This window comes from Alkaliflexus imshenetskii DSM 15055, assembly GCF_000517065.1.
Classification (GTDB): domain Bacteria; phylum Bacteroidota; class Bacteroidia; order Bacteroidales; family Marinilabiliaceae; genus Alkaliflexus; species Alkaliflexus imshenetskii.
Genome location: NZ_KI912105.1, coordinates 2815664 through 2834301, shown reverse-complemented (window position 1 = coordinate 2834301; position 18638 = coordinate 2815664). Strand labels below are relative to the sequence as shown.

The following is an 18638-nucleotide window of genomic DNA, read 5'->3' as shown; positions in this document are numbered from 1 at the left end:
ATATCTTACTGACGTTCAATACGCTCAATAAATCCTAGGTCGGGACCTTTATCGTTCAAACGGCTGTTACCATTAAAATCCTTAGGAAAACGGCGTGCTGCGTTAATATCCCCGGCATCTTTGGCAACTGAGAGTGTGTCGAGCTGATAATTTGAATTAACTGGAGAGATAAATGAAGGATCGCGGTTTATGATCACATCCCTGAAATGCTTTGGATCACTCAAACGCTCATTTTTGAGTGTAGTACGAATAAGAGAGTGGTCGAAACGATAACTTACAACTTCATTTTCAAAATCATCGCTATTGGATTTAAAATCCAGACCAATTTCATTGTCTGACAGTCCATAGATGATGCAATTGCTAAACAGAGCCTCCTCTAAATTATTGGTACGGATGGCTCCATCCTTATCCAGATAATAATTTGACAAAACAAGAGCCGGCACGCCACGAAAGGCCCAGCGATAATAATTGGCAATTGTACTGTGGTAAAATTCATAATGCCCACCCACGGTGAGCGCCACTGCTGCACTTCCACAATCGGCAAACAGTGAATTACTGGCAACAATTGAAGAGGCTTGTGCCACCAATCCCTGACGTGCCTTGTGTTCAATTCTTGTATTGGAGATGTAGAGAGGTGGATCGCCATCAACCCCAACGGAATCGACGACAAGTCCCATCGTACCATTTCGGATGATAGCATAATCGATGACATGATTTGTGCTTCCGGGCATGAGATAGATATATCCCCACTGGCCAGGTTTATCGGCATACCACTCTTCGAGACGCGAACCAGCAAAAAGAACCGGTTCGTCGCGGGTTCCTTTTACATTGAGCGTACCAAAAACAAAGAGACTGGCATTTTTATAAAAATGCAATCGTGCTCCCGGGTCAACCGTAAGCGTTTCAAGGGAATCAACAACAACCCAGTCATAAATTAAGTAAGGCCTATCAGCCGTGAAGCGCTGGGTTTTTAGGTTACGTTTACGTAAAACAACCACATTTTGGCCATAGGCCACCAGTTGAACACTCTGAATGCGTTCTCGGGTGTAGAAAATCACAGAGTCGGTCACCACAAAAGGTGCATCCACTTCAGAAGGATCGATGGTAACCTCTACAAAAACAAACAGACTATCGCCCGAACGCAGCGGCACATCATTTACTGTATGCTCAGAAATACCGTTAATATTGATGCGAAACTTTGAGTTTTCACCACCTGCCAGTCTGATGCCATCAATAAGCATATCACTTCCATAGTGGTTATAAACCCGGAAATGCTTTGTAGTAGAACCGAATGATGTAAAGATGGTATCAAACATTACGGTGTCAACAGAGAAACGAACCCCGTCGTTACCACCGCGAAACATATAGTCACGTTCACACCCCCAGACTAGCCACACTGCCAAAATTGGCACTAATATTTTAAAAACGCCTCTCATCCACGTACTTATTCATACAATCTATCTCACCTATTTTTGTGCAATTTATTAAAACATAGTGAATCTCCCAAGTTAATTTTTACGAATGGTAAACTATTTTTTACAAAAATTAACTGCAAATGGAGATTATGAAAAAAATATCCTCTCATAAATTATAAAAGGATGTTATGAAACCATTGTAATGCCTGAAAAACACTTCAACATATAACAAACAATCATGACCCAATTAAGGTTCAACTTGTTTTACTCGCCCGATACCCGAAATATTAGAAAACAGGTTTTCCGGACTCCCTTTATAAGTAACACTACAGGCGCCTGCAATGTTTACCCGCAGTTCCTGAGATGCATAAACCTGAGCTTTGCCGGCACCTGCCAGGTTCAAATCAACCTTTTGTGCAATCAAATCGTAAGCCAACAGTTTGCCGGCACCTGGCATTTCAACCAAAAAAGAGTTAACAACCCCCTGAGCTTTGACCGATGAAGCACCCTCAAACAAACCCTTAAGGTAATTGCCATCAAGATTAAGGTTTAAGTCTGCAGCGCCTGAAAAATTTAAAGTGAGCGTATCAAAACGAAATACATCAGACGTTATCATTTTAATTGCGTGCCTGCCAGTGATTCTACTTATTTCCCGGGCTGTAATATTTATTACAATGGGGGATCGACGACGACTTGATCTGACCTCTTGTTCCAAATCGGTGATTTTTAGCACCTGATTATCCATATCTACAATAATCATATTCAACCTTTGTTGGTCACCATTTAGAACAACATGCTCGCTGTCACCATTCTGAATGTAAACAATAAAGTTTCCATCTAGTTCCACCTGATTAAAGAAACCGGCAATCATTTTACCAGACCCATCCACAGGCGTCTGAAAACGGTTGGCTCCTGTTTCCAGACGACACGCTGTGAATAGGAAAAGTGATGAAATCAGAAAATATAATATCCCGCGTAACATAGTGGTATTGTTTAGAGAATTAAAGCAAATATGGCAGCATGCCATTGTCGGCATCGAAGGTTATTGAACCGCTTGCAACTACAGCAATTTCATGGTTAGCATTAGCAGTTGAAATCATCCACTCCTCGAGTTCTATTAGATCTTCGCCGGGGTAAACAAGGGTTGCGGCATAGGCAGTGGTGTCGAGCCATTCTTCGGAAGACAACATCCAATCTTCTACGGGCAACAACTCAAGTTGAGATTGGGCAAAGTCCGGATTCAAGACATCTGCATAAAGCATCCAGTTTTCGATTGGCATCACTTCTTCTCCTGCATACAAGTTGCTGCTATCATCAGCAAACATCCAGTCTGAAAGAGTAATTACTTCGTCACCGGCATAAGCCAATTCGGTAGCAGCAGCAACTTCTACCCATGTTTCGGTTGAAAGCATCCATCCAGCCAAAGGTAACACCTCTTCACCTGGATACACATTTCCGGCCAGACCTGATTCATTCCAGCTTGAGTGAAACATCCAGGCTTCCAAAGCCAGAAAACAATCACCAGCATAGCAATTTAAATCAGCCGCCCAACTTTGAGTGGTGAACATCCAATCTTCAATGCTGATGTATTCTGTAGGTGTGTTCAACACATATATTGGTGTAAGTTCATACATCCATGATTCAATTGCAAGAAAACTCCATACATCGTTTGAGACAACAGGAATATCAATTACTGCAGGTGCGGTAGCATTTATAATATTGGCGTTGGTCTCGGCCAAATGCTTCTCAATCGCCCAAGAAGAAAGTGTTAACTCATGATTGCTACTTTGCGCAAAATCCAAGTTGTTAAAAAGCAGGCCTCTTTCGGATACAAAAAGAATTGTGAATCCAGTTATGAGTAGCAAACCCAACATTAATAACGATGGGGTAGCTATCATTCTGCTTGTGTGTTTTACGTTAGTTTTCATTTCTGCTCCTCCTATTGATTGATGAATACAATCTGACTTTAACAGGAATAATGCCAAACGTTTCATTACGCTTAATTACAGTTAGTTAAGTCGAGGCACATAGAGATGCCAAAGCAAATTTATGACCGTTATCAACAATAAACTGTTCACTTTCGAACACAAAAAAGCCCGAATAAACGGGCTTTAAGAGAATAGAAAATATAACGCAAAAATTTATTTACCCAAACGATCTAAAACGTTCATAACATCAATCACATGATCACGACTGGTACGCAAAAGTTCCATTTCGTCATCGTTAAGAGCAAGCTCAATTACTTTCTCAACACCATTTTTACCAAGGATAACCGGTACGCCAAGGTAGCAATTCTCGATACCATATTCACCATCCAAACGAATACATACGGGGAATACTCTGCGTTGGTCGCGTACGATGGCTTCAACCATCTGAGCGGCTGCTGAACCAGGTGCATACCAGGCTGAGGTACCCATCAGTTTCACGAGCTCTCCACCTCCAAATTTGGTTCGTTCGATGATTGCATCAAGCTTGTCTGCATCAATCAACTCGGTCACAGGTATGCCACCAACGGTAGTGTATCTGGGCAGTGGCACCATTGTATCGCCATGTCCGCCCAACAGCACTGCTTGAATATCCTTTGGAGATACATTCAGTTCCTGAGCCAAAAATGCACGGTAGCGAGCGGTATCTAGAATTCCGGCCATACCCATAACTTTGGTTCTGGGCAATTTGCTGGAAATATGCGCCTGATAAGTCATCACGTCGAGCGGGTTAGATACCACGATAATAATTGCATCGGGAGATTGTGCAACGATTTGCTCAGTAACAGATTTAACAATTCCAGCGTTGGTTTCAATTAAGTCATCACGGGTCATACCGGGTTTACGTGGCAATCCGGATGTGATAACAACCACATCGGAACCAGCTGTTCTGGAATAGTCGCTGGTAACACCAACCGTGCGGGTGTCATATAAATCGATTGGAGCTTTTTGCCAGATATCAAGAGCCTTGCCTTCAGCTACACCCTCTTTAATATCAATAAGCACTACCTCATTGGCAATCTCACGGTAAGCAAGAATATCTGCACATGTGGCTCCGACATTACCCGCTCCTACAACTGTTACTTTCATATCAGCAAATTTTTTAAATAACTAATATATATTATATTTTCATGATAAATACATTCTGCTTCAAAATAGGGATAAATACTGACATCCCAAACCAATTTAAAGGTCGACAAATATATATAAGTAACTTGAATTGCAGAAAAATTTCTTCATATTTTACAAAGAATTAACAGTAAAATTTTAAACACCTGAACGACAATATGGTTCACCTATCAACAAAAAGAAAATATAGCTGACATAAATCAGAAAAATACCCTGAAGAAACGTTATTCTCCAGGGTATTCTCAACTTAAAACAAAACAGAAACTTAGAGACTTACCATGCGCAGGCCGTCAGCTTTAGAGGGAGGTTGAATAAAAACCCGATCCCCTGGCTTCAATCCAGCTGTCACACGGTAATTCAAATCATTTTCGCCGGATGTTTCAATCTGCTGGCGTACAACAGACAATCCTTCGCGTTTATATACATACATGCCATATTCATCGCTTTTAAAAACAGCCAAACGTGGTATGATTACGGACTCCCGCAGCGACTCAACCACAATGTGATTAGTGGAGCTCATACCCGGCAGGAGGGTTTTACCTTGCGGATCCACTTCAATTTCAACCTTAAAGGCATTAAAAAACTCACCCGGCATCTCTTGTCCTACATTGGCTACCCGCTTAATGACTCCTCTAAACTGCTCCTCGGGAAAGGCATCGATACGGATTCTCACCGGTAAACCTTCACTAATCTTAGAAATATCAATTTCTTTAACATATACCACAGATTGCAGTGTTGATAAATCGGGTAATGTAGCTATTAATGGTGCCCAACGACTTACATGAGAGCCAATTCGTATTTTTTGACCGTCGTTACCTCTGGCATACACCACCAACCCGGGTCCGGGAGCTGTTACGCGTAAATCGCGTCTGAGCTGCTCCAGCATGGCTATCTCTTCCTCTTGGTTTTCAAGATTATCGAGCGCTCTCTGAATGCTTAGTTCGTGTCTGCGTTTGATTTGGGTATAGTTACGCACTCTTTGCCCATGGGAACGTTGTGCTGTCTCCAGATTTATCTGAGCTTGACGCTGCACTGCGCCCGATTCATAGACCGACTGCTCCACCCTTATTTTGCGATCTTCAATCAAATCTAACGCTTGCCGTATCTGATCACGGGCATCGCTTAGTGCCAGTGAACTATCAATTTTTGCGCGTTCCAGGTTGTTAAGATACATTTCAAGTCTATCCTGAGCTGTACGCAACTGCTCCTCCACATCGCCGGGATCAAGGGTTGCCACATAATCACCACGTTTTACTACGGTACCTTCACGCACAATGTCAGTTATTGCCAGGGAACGTATTCTGATAGAACGATTTGAAAGGACATCCGGAATCATTATCTGCGTGGATTCCAACGCTTCCAGCTCACCCATCCCTGACACTACAATCTCGAAAGTGCCGCGCTCTACCCGAACAATGTCTGGTTCCTTATCCGTTTCTCTGGTGGAAATCGCATAAACGATTAGCGTAACCACCACAAGAACCAGAGGTACTATTAATTGCCATAAATTCTTCTTCATAATCCTTCTCCTTAACGTTGAAGTAACTCGTCCAGATTCTCCATCAACGGTCTGTCAGATAAAAAATCGTACAATGTAATTTGTCGTATTCCATAATAACTCACCCAATAGCGGCGCAATGCACTGATATAGTTTCGGCGGGCTGCATCGAGCGAGTTACGCGCCGAGTTAAGTCGTATCACATCCACTTTATCAATCATAAACCGCTGCATGGTAACTCTGTAACCCATTTGAGCAATTGTGTCAGCTTTGGCAGCAATGGCTACCTGGTCTTCCTGCAAATTAAAATCGAGGAATGAGATGATAGCATCCTGTTCAAAATCAAGTACCGATTGCTTCACAGTTGCCTCGGCTACATCCTGGTTGGAGCGAGCCATTTGAATCCGACCACGACGTTGTCCCCAATCTACAATAGGAATACTTACTCCTACTCGTATCTGTTGCTGCTCAAGAAAAGGTGATTGATAGGCAAGCGCCAAATCGTCGGCTGTTCTATTAAGACCCAAATTGGCTCTTATGTTGGCATTTAATCCGCTCTCGGATCGGGTTCGCGCCACATTCTGCTCAGCCTCAAGCAATTGCCTTTGATAACCCAGTATTTGAGGATTGTTTTCGATGGCCATGGTCAAAGCCTTCTCCACATCGATTGAGATTTTTGGTATTTCTGTTGGCACGACACAATTTATACGAACATCATCACCTAACACAAGAAAAGAGTTTAAGGAAGCGTGAGCCTGCTTCAGGTCAATTTCGGCACGGCTTACGGCCAATCGTGCATTCAAAAGCCCCAATTCCAAATCGAGCAACTCATCCTGAGTGACCGTTCCAATCTCAAAACGACCACTACCAATACGGTATAATGTGTCAGCATTGGCATAGTTGGTTCGGGCAATGGTCATGTTTATTTCAGCAGTTGCTACGTTAAAAAAATGGTTCGTAGCTTGAATTGATAATGTTTCCAACGATTGCAGATACTCAAGCTTGGCTTGCTCAAATTTCAATGGCTGAATGCGTGCTTCCCATCTGAAACGGTTGTAGCCGTTGAGCGACTGTGTAAAACCAATGCTCACAGGATATGAGGCATAATTAACAGCTTCAGTATCCATATTCTGAATCCGGCTTAAAGATGTAGTGACATCAAACACACCACCTGTCATTGTCACATTCTGGCGTACAGAGAGAGCCGCATCCGAAGTAAAATAAGAGCGGGAAATAAACCTGTCTCCTTCTTCTTCAGAGATAAACTGGCTACGCACCGAGCGGTCATAGTTTATCGGGGTGGCACTTAACACCAAACTTGGCAACCTATCGGCCTTAAAACTTCTGAATTCCCAATACCTAGACAAGTACATATTCTTGGTTCTGAAACCATACAAGGATTGCTGATGGGCCAAGTCGATGACTTGATCAAGCGTCAAATCCACCACAACTTGTTCTCTCTGAGCCTCACTTACTCTAGGAATGAAAATTGTCAACACAAATGTTAACAGGATTATTCTACTCATATATCTTTAATATTCAATTTCTGATTCCAAAAATCTAAACTTCATTTTACGCGGCACATCAATGTCGCAATGATTCAACCGGATCCTGATTGGCTGCCCGCTTTGCAGGTATGTATCCGAAAACAATGCCCACTGTGGCTGATACGCCAAATGCAACCAACACAGAAAACAGACTAACAATGGTCTGAATATCAGCCATCACATTTATCAGTCGTGCCATTATCACGCCTAAAACAATGCCTATCATCCCGCCGGTAACACTGATAAGTGTAGATTCAGCCAAAAACTGCACAATGATATCTTTGCGGGATGCGCCAATGGCCTGACGTGTACCTATTTCGCGAATACGCTCCCAAACAGAGGCAAGCATGATATTCATTATCCCTATGCCCCCCACAATCAGAGAGATGCTGGCAATGGCTCCCAATACGATGTTGAAAATATCGTTGGTCTTTTGTTGCTGCTTGAGCAACAATTCGGGAACTGTCACTTCAAAATCGTAAATATCGGAATGTCGGCGCAGCAACATGCGTTTAATAATATCTGCTGTGGCACTTAAGTGTTCAGTCTCTTCTACTTGAATAATTATTTTATCCAACTGATGTGTAGCCGAAGTAACAGCTTCATCACTGGTAGTAGTTGCATTGCCACCTCCGCGTGCGATGCTCTCCAACACTTCGGGATCGATACGAGCCTTGTCCTTAAAGCGCAGCAACATGGTTTTAACTGGCACAAAAATCTTATTGTCGGTACTGCTAATACCCATTTCATCTGAGGCAGAAGCTGTAAAGTCACGGCGTTCAATCACACCTATTACCTGAAGCCAGGTATTTCCGGCCTTTATATACTGCCCGATGGGATCCTGCGTACTAAAGAACCGGTTGCGAATGTTATCACCAATCACACAAACCGGCAATCCACCTTCGCTTTGCAGCTGGTTAAAAATCTCTCCTCCAACCAGATTGATATTAAGTAACTCAAAATAGTTTGATGACACCCCTTCGAGTACAACGGGATAGCTCCTACCCTGCAAAACAGCATGATAATTCAGGGAGATTACCGGACTAACCTTTGACACTGTGGGGATGGAGGATTCGATGGCCTCGGCATCGAGCAGCGTAAGTCCGGGTGAAAAGCGCCTTACATTTGAGCCGGATGCACCCACATCAGGGGAACCCAAAGACAGTTCCGTTGGCGTAACAATTATGTTATTGACGCCAACGAGCTTTATCTGCTCCAACACTTCCTGTTGCGCACCCCGTCCTATTGCAAGCATCGAGATAACAGCAGCCACGCCAAACATGATACCCAATGCCGTGAGCATCGATTTCATTTTATTGGCCAGAATGGCTTCAACAGCAATAATGACATCGTGAAAATATCGTGTAAACAATGCAGTAATTCGTCTCATGAAATTGATTTTTTAGAGTGCCAAAGGCACCTTAGTTTCTCACCTAGGATTACCCTTTAGTTACCCTGTTGCTGGGGTCTTCGTCGTGGCATATTCTCACCACCGCCTTCGCCACCTTCACCATCAGCAGCCGGACGACGACGCCCTTCTCCGGGTCGTACACGCGGACGTTCTTCCTGTTCAGATTGATTCGCCTGTTCTGCTTTCGCTTTTTCAGCCTTTTGAATCATATCCAGATAAATCTCCTCTCCAAGCAGTGGTAGCTCATCCGCATTGGATGGCGCGTTCATCAGAACCACCTGGCCTTCTTTTAAACCCTGACTGACAACCACATGATTGGCATTTTCAACATCTGTTTCTATAATTTGTTTTACCAACTGGTTTGTGTATGTGAATACATATCTTGAAGAGTCTGTTCTAAATACTGTTTCGAGTGGGATATACAACGCATCATCCAAGCGATCGATGGTAATCACATTGCTTGTAGTCATTGCTGGCCGCAACTCAGGATCAGAGCCGAAGAGTTTGATGTTTACTTCAAAAACTTTGGTATCGCCATTTGGCAAAGTCTGACCTATATTGGCTACTGAAATCACCTCGCCATCAAACTGTTTGTCAGGAAATGCGTCCACACCAATCTTAACTTTCTGTCCCACTCGTATCCGTGAGATATCAATCTCATTGATAAACGTACGGGAAATCATCGATGACAAATCGGGAAGTTCAGCAATTCGGGGTGCCCATCGGCTCACGCTGCTACCAACCCTGATTTTACTTCCAAAACGGTCGTAACTATAAATAACCATGCCTGGTTTTGGTGCCTTTACATCCAACGCCTGAAATAACTTCTCAATGTCAGACACCCGCTCCCTGTTTCGGCGAACCTCTTCCAGTGCACGCTCTACACTATGCACAGCCTGACGCTCACGCAAATCATAGTTGCGCGACAATTGCAACAGATTTTGCTCAGCACGCTCAAGTTCAAGAGCTGCCTGACGCTTAACTGCCGGCGACTCATATATCGACTGCTCAAGTACAAGCTTTCGTTCCTCAACGGCAACACGGGCATTGAGCAATCCATCGCGTAAGTTACTCATATTGATATTGGTGTCGATACGGGCATCTTCGAGTGCCTGTAACGACTTCTCCAGCTCTTCCTTTCCCTGTGTTAACAGCTCCTCAATGGCACTGTAGTCCAACGATGCCACAAAATCGCCCTCATTCACCACGGTTCCCTCTTCAACCAAATCGGTAATTTTTATCTCAAAAATATTGATGCGTCGGCTCGAAAGCTCTGATGGCACCTCAATAAATGTTGCATTTTCAGCCTGCAACTGCCCGGTTGAATGCACTTCGGCCACAAAGGAACCACGCTGAACTTCCATCCTTATAAGGGTCTCGCCGAGCATTGTGCGGCTGGTAATTATCCAAATTCCCAAACCCAGTACCACAACTACTGCAACTCCAATTGCAATAAGTCGATTCAGATTCTTTATTCTCTGCATTTTTCTATGATGATTTTTCTTTGAGACAAAACATACCAGCGAAAGTTTAATCCACAACCACTATTATCGTGTTTTTAAAGCAAAAAAGAGGGAAAAATGGTGAAGACCATCAAATCCCCTCTTTTAGAAATGCCTATCGATAAAAACAGTTTTATCAGAAAAGCGTGCGGATAACCCGAATCATATCTTCCGCCAAATCAGCCGCTTCTTTCTCTGTAGGAGCTTCGGAGTATATTCGGATGATTGGCTCAGTGTTCGATTTGCGAAGATGTACCCAACTATCAGAGAAATCAATTTTGACCCCATCAATATCGGTCACCTTTTCCGAAGTATAGAGTTCTTTAATTTTAACAAGTATGCCATCTACATCAATATCCGGGGTTAGTTCAATTTTGTTTTTTGACATAAAGTAGGCAGGATATTGCTTCCGCATCTCTGAGCACTTTAATCCGGATTTGGCAAGATGTGTTAAAAACAGAGCAACACCCACAAGCGCATCGCGTCCGTTATGGCTTGCGGGGTAAATCACACCTCCGTTGCCTTCGCCCCCTATTACGGCATTTACCTCGCGCATTTTCTCAACCACATTAACCTCCCCTACCGCTGCGGCGTAGTAGGTTCCACCGTGTTTGGCGGTCACATCGCGCAAAGCCCTTGAAGAGCTTAAATTTGAAACTGTGTTACCGGAAGTTTTTGACAACACATAATCGGCCACCGCTACCAATGTGTACTCTTCGCCAAACATTGCTCCATCTTCGCTGATGATGGCCAAACGATCCACATCGGGGTCGACCACAAAACCCACGTCGGCTTTCTCTTTTTTTATCAACTCAGAAATATCTTTCAGATGTTCGGGCAATGGCTCCGGATTGTGAGGAAACTGGCCGTTTGGTTCACAATACAACTCAAGTATGTCTGACACTCCCAAAGCTCTGAGCATAGCCGGAATTGCCAATCCACCCACAGAATTCACACAATCAACAGCTACTTTAAAACCCGCCTTGCGAATCGCTTCCACATCCACCAACTCCAATGCCAACACGTCATCCACATGTTTCTGAAGAAAATTTGAATCCTCAGTAATTTTGCCCAAATTATCTACTTCGGCAAACTCAAATAACTCGTTTTCGGCAATGGACAAAATCATCTCACCATCGGCAGCACTAAGGAACTCACCCTTTTCGTTAAGTAATTTCAACGCGTTCCACTGTTTGGGATTGTGACTGGCCGTGAGAATAATGCCGCCATCTGCCTGATGATGAACCACAGCAAGCTCTGTGGTGGGTGTGGTTGCAAGTCCAAGATGCATCACATCAATACCAAGTCCCTGAAGCGAGCCTATCACCAGATTTTTCACCATTTCACCGGAGATACGCGCGTCGCGACCTACCACCACCTTTGGTTGTTGCTTGCCGCAGCGCTGCTTTAACCACATCCCATAAGCAGATGAAAAGCGCACCACATCAATGGGGCTTAAACCGTCTCCTGGCTTTCCGCCAATGGTTCCCCGAATTCCCGAAATAGATTTTATTAAAGTCATTACAGATAATTTATAAGTGTTTTCAATATTTTCAATAAGGCAGATTGGCACTTTTTCTACAAGCCACACAAAGATAAATCAAAAAGCTTTGGCAACCCATAAATTTTGCACTTCCATATTTAAACCAGAGAAAACCACCAATGTCAAGCCTAAAACTCTTTACAATAACAAAAACAAACAACGCCAACAAAGTGCATCATGCTCCTTTATTGGCGTTGCAATATATTTAAAGACGTCTGTTTACTTTTCGATGCTCCAGCCACCCTTCAATCCAAAAATAAACCATGCCAAAGCCAACACACCCAGGCCAAACATCGTATCACCAATTGAACGAAGCCATTTTAGAACCATTATATAATCTTGCTGAAGAAAATCTGCTGAACGGGCGTACCAAAGCCCCTTTTATCCAAATTGACGAAAGATTTTAAATCCAGATCATACAAACACAAGCTAAAACACTGATAGTATGGAAATATTATTATCAACACGCCAACAAAAAATGTAATTATTTAGTATTATTCTACGTTTAAAGCTTGTTTAAAAGTCATTTTTAATGCAGAGAGTGCTTAAATTTGTGACCTGGAAGTTTTGATTAATTCTACCAAAGCAACCGGAAACAAACAGGATAGATTTCAAAAAAAAATCGCAAAAGAACAGTCACATCCCATTTACCTAAAAAAATGAGGCAGTCGGTAAGGGATAATCATTTACACATATAGACGACATGGAAAAAAATCGCAATAAAAAACAACGAAACCATTACACAGAAGGCAATTCAAAACCCCAGGTTGTAAAAGAAGATAGCAAAAGGCGCTTTGACAATGAAAAAGGCAAATCAGCTCCAAGATTTAAAAAACCAGCCCCAAAACCTGTGATAAATGAAGAGCCTAAGGCTGAAGACGGACTTCGGTTGAACCGGTATGTGGCAAACAGTGGCGTATGCAGCCGGCGCGAAGCCGACGAATTAATTGCCAAAGGATTGGTTACAGTAAATGGCGCTGTTGTAAAAGAGTTAGGCACCCGTGTGAACCATGGAGATGATGTGAGATACGAAGGCAAACGCCTGAATCCTGAAGCCAAAGTGTACATTCTTATCAACAAGCCAAAAGATGTGGTAACTACAGCTTCAGATCCGGAAGGAAGACGCACAGTGATGGATATCATCCAGGATGCATGTGATGAAAGGGTATATCCTGTTGGTCGCCTCGACCGAAATACCACAGGACTGCTATTACTCACCAATGATGGTGATTTATCAAAGAAACTAACACACCCATCATCCGAATGCAAAAAAATATACCATGTGTATACCGATAAAGCAGTAACCAAGGCACATCTGGAAGATATAAAAAAGGGAATAAAGCTTGATGACGGACAAATAAAAGCAGACCATGTAAGCTATGCCGATGCTGAAGATCGATGTCAGGTTGGCATTGAACTCCACTCAGGTCGCAACCGCATTGTGCGGCGCATCTTTGAACATCTGGGATACAAAGTGGTAAAACTTGACAGGGTCTATTTTGCAGGTCTCACCAAAAAGAACCTGCCTCGCGGAAAATGGCGTTTCCTCTCGCGAGATGAGATTAAATTTCTTAAAGCCGGCCTATTAAAATAGATGACTCCATTACGCCACACAGAGATACCATGTATCCATCGCCTTATCATTAACCTTATGTGCCGATATTCAGGGTCGGTAAAAAAAATGATATCTCTGTGTGGCATATTCATCCTCTCTCCTTTTTGGCTGGGTTCACTTCCACTTTCACTGTCGCTGAGAGATAAAACAAGTGGAGAACCGGTGGCTTTTGCAAACATTCTGTTCAGTGAGAAACAAGAAGGTACCATAAGCGATATTCAAGGCCAGTTTTTAATACCAGACGTTGCAGGTGTAGAGTTCATTCGTATCAGTTGTCTTGGTTACAAATCTGAAACACTCGCCACCAACACGCTTAAAAACAATCAAGAACTGTTTCTCGTTTCAATTTCGGTGGAGTTGTCACAGATAACAATTCTGCCAGGTAAAAATCCGGCCATCCCAATAATGCAAAATGCTGTTGCCAACCGGTATAAAAACAACCCCGACCAGAACACGGCATATAAATGCATCATCTATCATAAGATGTCATTTGGGATGGAAACGCCAGACACACTCACCACCTTGGACAAATCGCTTGAGAAACTCTGGAATTTTAACAGGGATAATGATTTTCTGCTCATCGAGTCGGTGTCAGAGAAAAAGCATCTGCCTCCCAATAAAACCAACGAACGCATCATCTCTGGACGGGTGAGCGGCTTTCAGCAACCTGCGCTTGCTATGCTACCAACGCAGCTTCAACCATTTACTTTCTACAACAATTACATCCGCTTACTCGATAGTGAGTTCCTAAATCCGGTTTCTCCCGATGGCCTTCGCACATATCTTTTTATTCTCGAAGACTCCATCATCAATAATCATGGAGAAAAAATCTACTACATATCATTCGAACCCAGGAAAAATGCCCCAATGCGAGGCTTGAAAGGCTCTTTGCACATTCACACGCCCAGCTTCGCCATACAATCTGTGTCAGCCACTACCATCGACCATCAATCTCCCATATCGCTTTCCATACGCCAAAACTACGCAATACACGATGGACTTCACTGGTTTCCGGAGCAACTGGAAACAAGACTCCGCATGAGCAGAACCGTTACAGGACAATCGTTTCCATTTCCAATAATCGGTGAAGGGAAAAGTATGGTTACCGCAGTACAGCTTAATCCACCACTATCAGAAAAAGACTTTTCGGCCATTGAGCTAATTGATGAAACCGCCTTTAGAGAAACACCTTCTATCGAAAAATGGCGTTATCAACCACTTACGGCGCGTGATTCTGCAACATACAGAATGATTGACAGTCTTGGTAGAGCACACCGATTCGACCGTTTCATCACCCTTCAAAAAAATCTGCTGAATGGCTATCTCCCATTGGGCAGTCTCAACTTAAACGTCAATAAACTACTGGACTACAACCACTATGAAGGTATAAAACCCGGAATAGGCTTGCAAACCGGCGATAGAATATCAAAAAAAATAAGTCTTGAGGGTTTTTACAGCAGAAGCACCAAATCGGGAGATGACAACTATGGCGGTAGCCTCAGAATAAATATGGCGCCATTAATGGAACAATCTCTAAAGTTTTTTGCCGAAAAAGACCTTTATGAAACGGGCGGATTTTCATTTCTGGATGGTTTTCCACCATTGTCAGACGAAAGATTTAAGCGTTTTGCCACTCAAACCGTAGATCGGGCTACAAAGTATGGAGGAAACTTCACTAGCAGAGTGGGCACAAAACTGAAAACCGAATTCAGCTACGCCTATAATGATGTGACACCGGTAATCCTTTATCCTTTTTTCACAGATGCTTTAACCGAAACGGTTACGCCTTTCCAAACTCATGAAGCAGCTATGCGCGTGAAATGGCAACCTCTGTTAAGAGTCGCCCATTCCGGATTTGGGCTGACTCCCCTTGGGAATGAATTTCCTGCCTTCTGGTTAAACATTCGAAGCGGAATTGGTAACGAAACAGAAAAATTCAATTATACTGCTACAGAGTTTCAATTTGAAAATAACTTTAGAGTGAACCCTTTAATCGCGGCAAGTGTGCGTATTACGTCCGGAAATATATGGGGAGAACCCACTCTTACTCAACTTTACAGCACTTTCGGCACAAGCAGAAGAGGGTTAAGCCTTGAATCGCGATACAGTTTCGCCACCATGCGCCCCAATGAATTTGCTGCCAGCTCGTTTTCACTGCTATTCATCCGCACATCGATTCCAACCCGAATCAATCATGCCGGAAAATTCAAACCCGTAATCACGCTCTCGTCGTCAGCAGGTTGGGCCGATATATCCAATCAATACAAACCAATAGTTCAGACTTTTAATAAAGGTTTTTATGAGTCGGGAATCTACATCGGTAACATTCTCAAACAGATGTTTTTGAAATATGGGTTAGCCGTTCATTACCGATACGGGCCATATCAACATCAGCGTGAGATAGACAATTGGTCATTTAAGATAGGTGTCGAGATCGGGATTTAATCTATTATTCCAATTTTCCGCATCAATACCGAAGCGTTAATTTTTTTGCTGATACCGTGCTTCAATTTGTAGTCAAACACAAGTTCGTCATCTTCCAATTCAACCTCAAAACATCGGTTTAATACAATATCAGGATACTTATTCTCCAACTCGCCAATAACCAAATCGTGCGTAGCTATAACCACAACAGCATTCAACCCAATAAACTTCTCCAGTAGTCCAAGCGACCCGGTCTGTTTGTCTTTGGTGTTGGTTCCTCGCAATATCTCATCCAATACCACAAATGTTCTGGGCATTCTTTCCACAGAATCAATAATCTCACGTATACGCAACAACTCAGCATAAAAATAGGACGCTCTTTGAGAAAGCGAATCACGGATATTGATGCTTGAAAGAATTGCACATGGTGAAAATCGAAAATATCGGGCACATACGGGAGCTCCATTCATGGCAAGTATCAGATTCACAACCATGGTGCGTAAAAAAGTGCTTTTACCTGCCATATTAGCACCAGTAATCACCAATACACATGGTTTTCCTCCGAATACAATATCGTTATTTACCCTGCTTTCAGGTATAATAAGTGGATGACCCATTTGTGAGGTTTCAAATATAAAATCTTCATCCACAACCTCGGGATACACAACATTATCCCTATTGTTCATAGCAAACCGGGAAAATCCTATCAGAGCATCAAACTCAGAAAGAGCTTTAAAATAGCCGGCAACAAATTCACGGTTCTCATTTCTCCATCGATCCAATCGCACTAACAACCAAAGGTCATACAATACCAAAGTATTCAGCAATACTGACACAACCATATTGTATCGGTAATCGAACCACTCCAGAATGCGATACAATTGATTTAATGAACTTACGGCTCCTTTATCCCCCTTTTTAAATTTCTCTGTAATTTGCTGTAGAAACTCACTTTCAAATTCACCATTCTCAACAACAGCGATAATCTTTTCAAATTGACCAAATAGCTTTGCGTTTCTACCCAATTCATCATGCACCCTGTTGACGATGCGAACCTTACGACTTGTAACCCAAAAGGAATAAAAAACAGGAAATAAAAGCACTGCAGACGAAAATATACCAAGCGCTGAGGCTACAATAAACAACAATAATGTTACGGGGTAGATATAAAGTAAATTGTGCGTCCATCTGCCACAACTACCCGATTCAGACAACCAATTTAATAAACGTTCCTGTTCATCTCCCTCTTCGCATATATCTATTCCAAGGCTCTGATACTCCTCAAGCTGTTCAGGCCGTTCTGCCAATTCTGCTATTGCCGATTGGTAACGAACAATCTGTGAGATATCATTGCCTTGCGTTAAGAGCCTATGTGCAAATTTCTCTCTTCCCGACTTTGTAATTGACCTATTCAAATATTGATACAGCGAAGATTCTCCAAACAAATCAAAATCATTTGCCAATGCCGAATTTAGATTAATAAACTCCCTTCCTTCGCCAAAACTTTGAAAGCTAAAAGTGGAAAACTGCACTTCACTTAAGTTAACCTTAAGTCGACTATTCAAGTCCTTTTGCTTCAGAATCAAAACAGTATCCACTTTGATTGCCACCAAAAAAAATAAAAGGAAGAAACAGGAGACACAAGCCAAATAAAAATTATCCTGACTTACAGAAAACCAGACTAAAAAAGCCACAAAGCCAATAAAAGAAAAAAGGCGAATTGCATAAATGAGATTAAACAACTTGCGTAATCTACCCTGTTTAGTTTCGATTTGAAAAATGCGTTCTTGGTATAAATCTTTCACAATAATAATTTTGCGTTAGAACATCAATACATATAAGGTCATGCTAAAGTATTACATTTATAAGAAATTCATTATCCAATCAGCCAAAAACCATACAAACACAAACCCCTTTGCGCCCTCAGCGCCATTGTGGTTAATCCATAACAAATGCAGCAGCAGAGTCAATCAATGCAAAAATAAAGGATTTCAGAAGACAATTCAGAGGTGTAACGGATGTGAAATTTTTCCTTTACAGATTAGCTGAAATTTATGCGTAGACCCAGATTTTAATATGACCCGTAAAAAGCAAAATTAACGCGAGTACCATAAACCAAAATCAGAATGGAAAGTATTAAAACCCCTTTGCGCCCTTTGAGTCTTTGTGGTTAATTATCGAAACCCCTTTGCGCCCTTCGCGCCTTTGTGGTTAATTGCAGTTTCACTGCATACGCACCAACGGGCTTAAACACAAAAAGGAGTAGCTGATTGCTCAACTACTCCTTTGTCTTAAAAAATCGGCGGCGACCTACTCTCCCACTGTTACGCAGTACCATCGGCGCTGTAAGGCTTAACTTCTCTGTTCGGAATGGGAAGAGGTGGAACCCCTACGCTATAGCCACCTGAATACCTTACCAGATGATTAAAGATATAGATTTTTAGAGGTATAGATGAAGCGCTTTATCTCTTTCATCTTATCTATCTGTCTTAATATCTCAATATCTAATTCTATGTTATAGATATATTGACCTCGAAAAAGAAACAGCCACAAATAAACCTTGCTCAGAA

At 42.5% G+C, this 18638-nt stretch carries 13 protein-coding genes and 1 rRNA gene; 3 read left to right on the top strand and 11 right to left on the bottom strand.

Going from position 1 to position 18638, the window contains the following annotated elements:
• Nucleotides 1–5: 5 nt before the first annotated feature.
• From ALKIM_RS0111990 to glmM, 9 genes are all read right to left on the bottom strand, one after another.
• Complete coding sequence (locus ALKIM_RS0111990) at nt 6–1397, bottom strand: hypothetical protein (RefSeq protein ID WP_235714453.1); 1392 nt, start codon at nt 1395–1397, stop codon at nt 6–8.
• Between the two features lie 265 nt (nt 1398–1662).
• Entirely contained in the window at nt 1663–2397 is a 735-nt protein-coding gene (locus ALKIM_RS0111985; protein WP_026474863.1) for a head GIN domain-containing protein, read from the bottom strand.
• A gap of 19 nt (nt 2398–2416) precedes the next feature.
• Nucleotides 2417–3343, bottom strand: coding sequence for a hypothetical protein (locus tag ALKIM_RS0111980; protein WP_026474862.1), 927 nt, complete (start codon nt 3341–3343; stop codon nt 2417–2419).
• A 213-nt stretch (nt 3344–3556) separates the two neighbouring features.
• Nucleotides 3557–4489, bottom strand: a complete 933-nt coding sequence (gene mdh / locus ALKIM_RS0111975) for a malate dehydrogenase (protein WP_026474861.1) — start codon at nt 4487–4489, stop codon at nt 3557–3559.
• Between the two features lie 304 nt (nt 4490–4793).
• Nucleotides 4794–6047 carry an efflux RND transporter periplasmic adaptor subunit gene (locus ALKIM_RS18410; RefSeq protein ID WP_044117920.1) on the bottom strand — a complete coding sequence of 418 codons (1254 nt, stop codon included), beginning with the start codon at nt 6045–6047 and terminating at the stop codon, nt 4794–4796.
• Nucleotides 6048–6058: 11 nt separating this feature from the next.
• Complete coding sequence (locus ALKIM_RS18405; protein ID WP_084555874.1) at nt 6059–7552, bottom strand: TolC family protein; 1494 nt, start codon at nt 7550–7552, stop codon at nt 6059–6061.
• 58 nt (nt 7553–7610) lie between these two features.
• Nucleotides 7611–8963 (bottom strand): ABC transporter permease, encoded by a 1353-nt coding sequence (locus ALKIM_RS0111960; RefSeq protein ID WP_026474860.1) that lies wholly within the window; start codon nt 8961–8963, stop codon nt 7611–7613.
• Between the two features lie 56 nt (nt 8964–9019).
• Nucleotides 9020–10468 carry an efflux RND transporter periplasmic adaptor subunit gene (locus ALKIM_RS18400; protein WP_044117919.1) on the bottom strand — a complete coding sequence of 483 codons (1449 nt, stop codon included), beginning with the start codon at nt 10466–10468 and terminating at the stop codon, nt 9020–9022.
• 154 nt (nt 10469–10622) lie between these two features.
• Nucleotides 10623–12008, bottom strand: coding sequence for a phosphoglucosamine mutase (glmM, locus tag ALKIM_RS0111950; RefSeq protein WP_026474859.1), 1386 nt, complete (start codon nt 12006–12008; stop codon nt 10623–10625).
• Nucleotides 12009–12732: 724 nt separating this feature from the next.
• Between glmM and ALKIM_RS0111940 the strand changes: the two genes are divergently transcribed.
• Together ALKIM_RS0111940 and ALKIM_RS18395 are read left to right on the top strand one after the other, a co-directional pair.
• Nucleotides 12733–13623 carry a pseudouridine synthase gene (locus ALKIM_RS0111940; RefSeq protein WP_084555873.1) on the top strand — a complete coding sequence of 297 codons (891 nt, stop codon included), beginning with the start codon at nt 12733–12735 and terminating at the stop codon, nt 13621–13623.
• 87 nt (nt 13624–13710) lie between these two features.
• Entirely contained in the window at nt 13711–16089 is a 2379-nt protein-coding gene (locus ALKIM_RS18395) for a DUF5686 family protein (RefSeq protein ID WP_044118288.1), read from the top strand.
• On the opposite strand, the gene ALKIM_RS0111930 is transcribed toward ALKIM_RS18395, so the two are convergent.
• On the bottom strand, nt 16086–17873 hold the full coding sequence (locus ALKIM_RS0111930) for a MutS-related protein (protein ID WP_026474857.1): 1788 nt from the start codon (nt 17871–17873) through the stop codon (nt 16086–16088). The genes ALKIM_RS18395 and ALKIM_RS0111930 overlap by 4 nt on opposite strands.
• 140 nt (nt 17874–18013) lie before the next feature.
• Between ALKIM_RS0111930 and ALKIM_RS19920 the strand changes: the two genes are divergently transcribed.
• On the top strand, nt 18014–18130 hold the full coding sequence (locus tag ALKIM_RS19920) for a transposase (protein ID WP_449353783.1): 117 nt from the start codon (nt 18014–18016) through the stop codon (nt 18128–18130).
• A gap of 235 nt (nt 18131–18365) precedes the next feature.
• On the opposite strand, the gene rrf is transcribed toward ALKIM_RS19920, so the two are convergent.
• Nucleotides 18366–18476 (bottom strand): 5S ribosomal RNA (gene rrf / locus ALKIM_RS0111925).
• Nucleotides 18477–18638 lie beyond the last annotated feature (162 nt).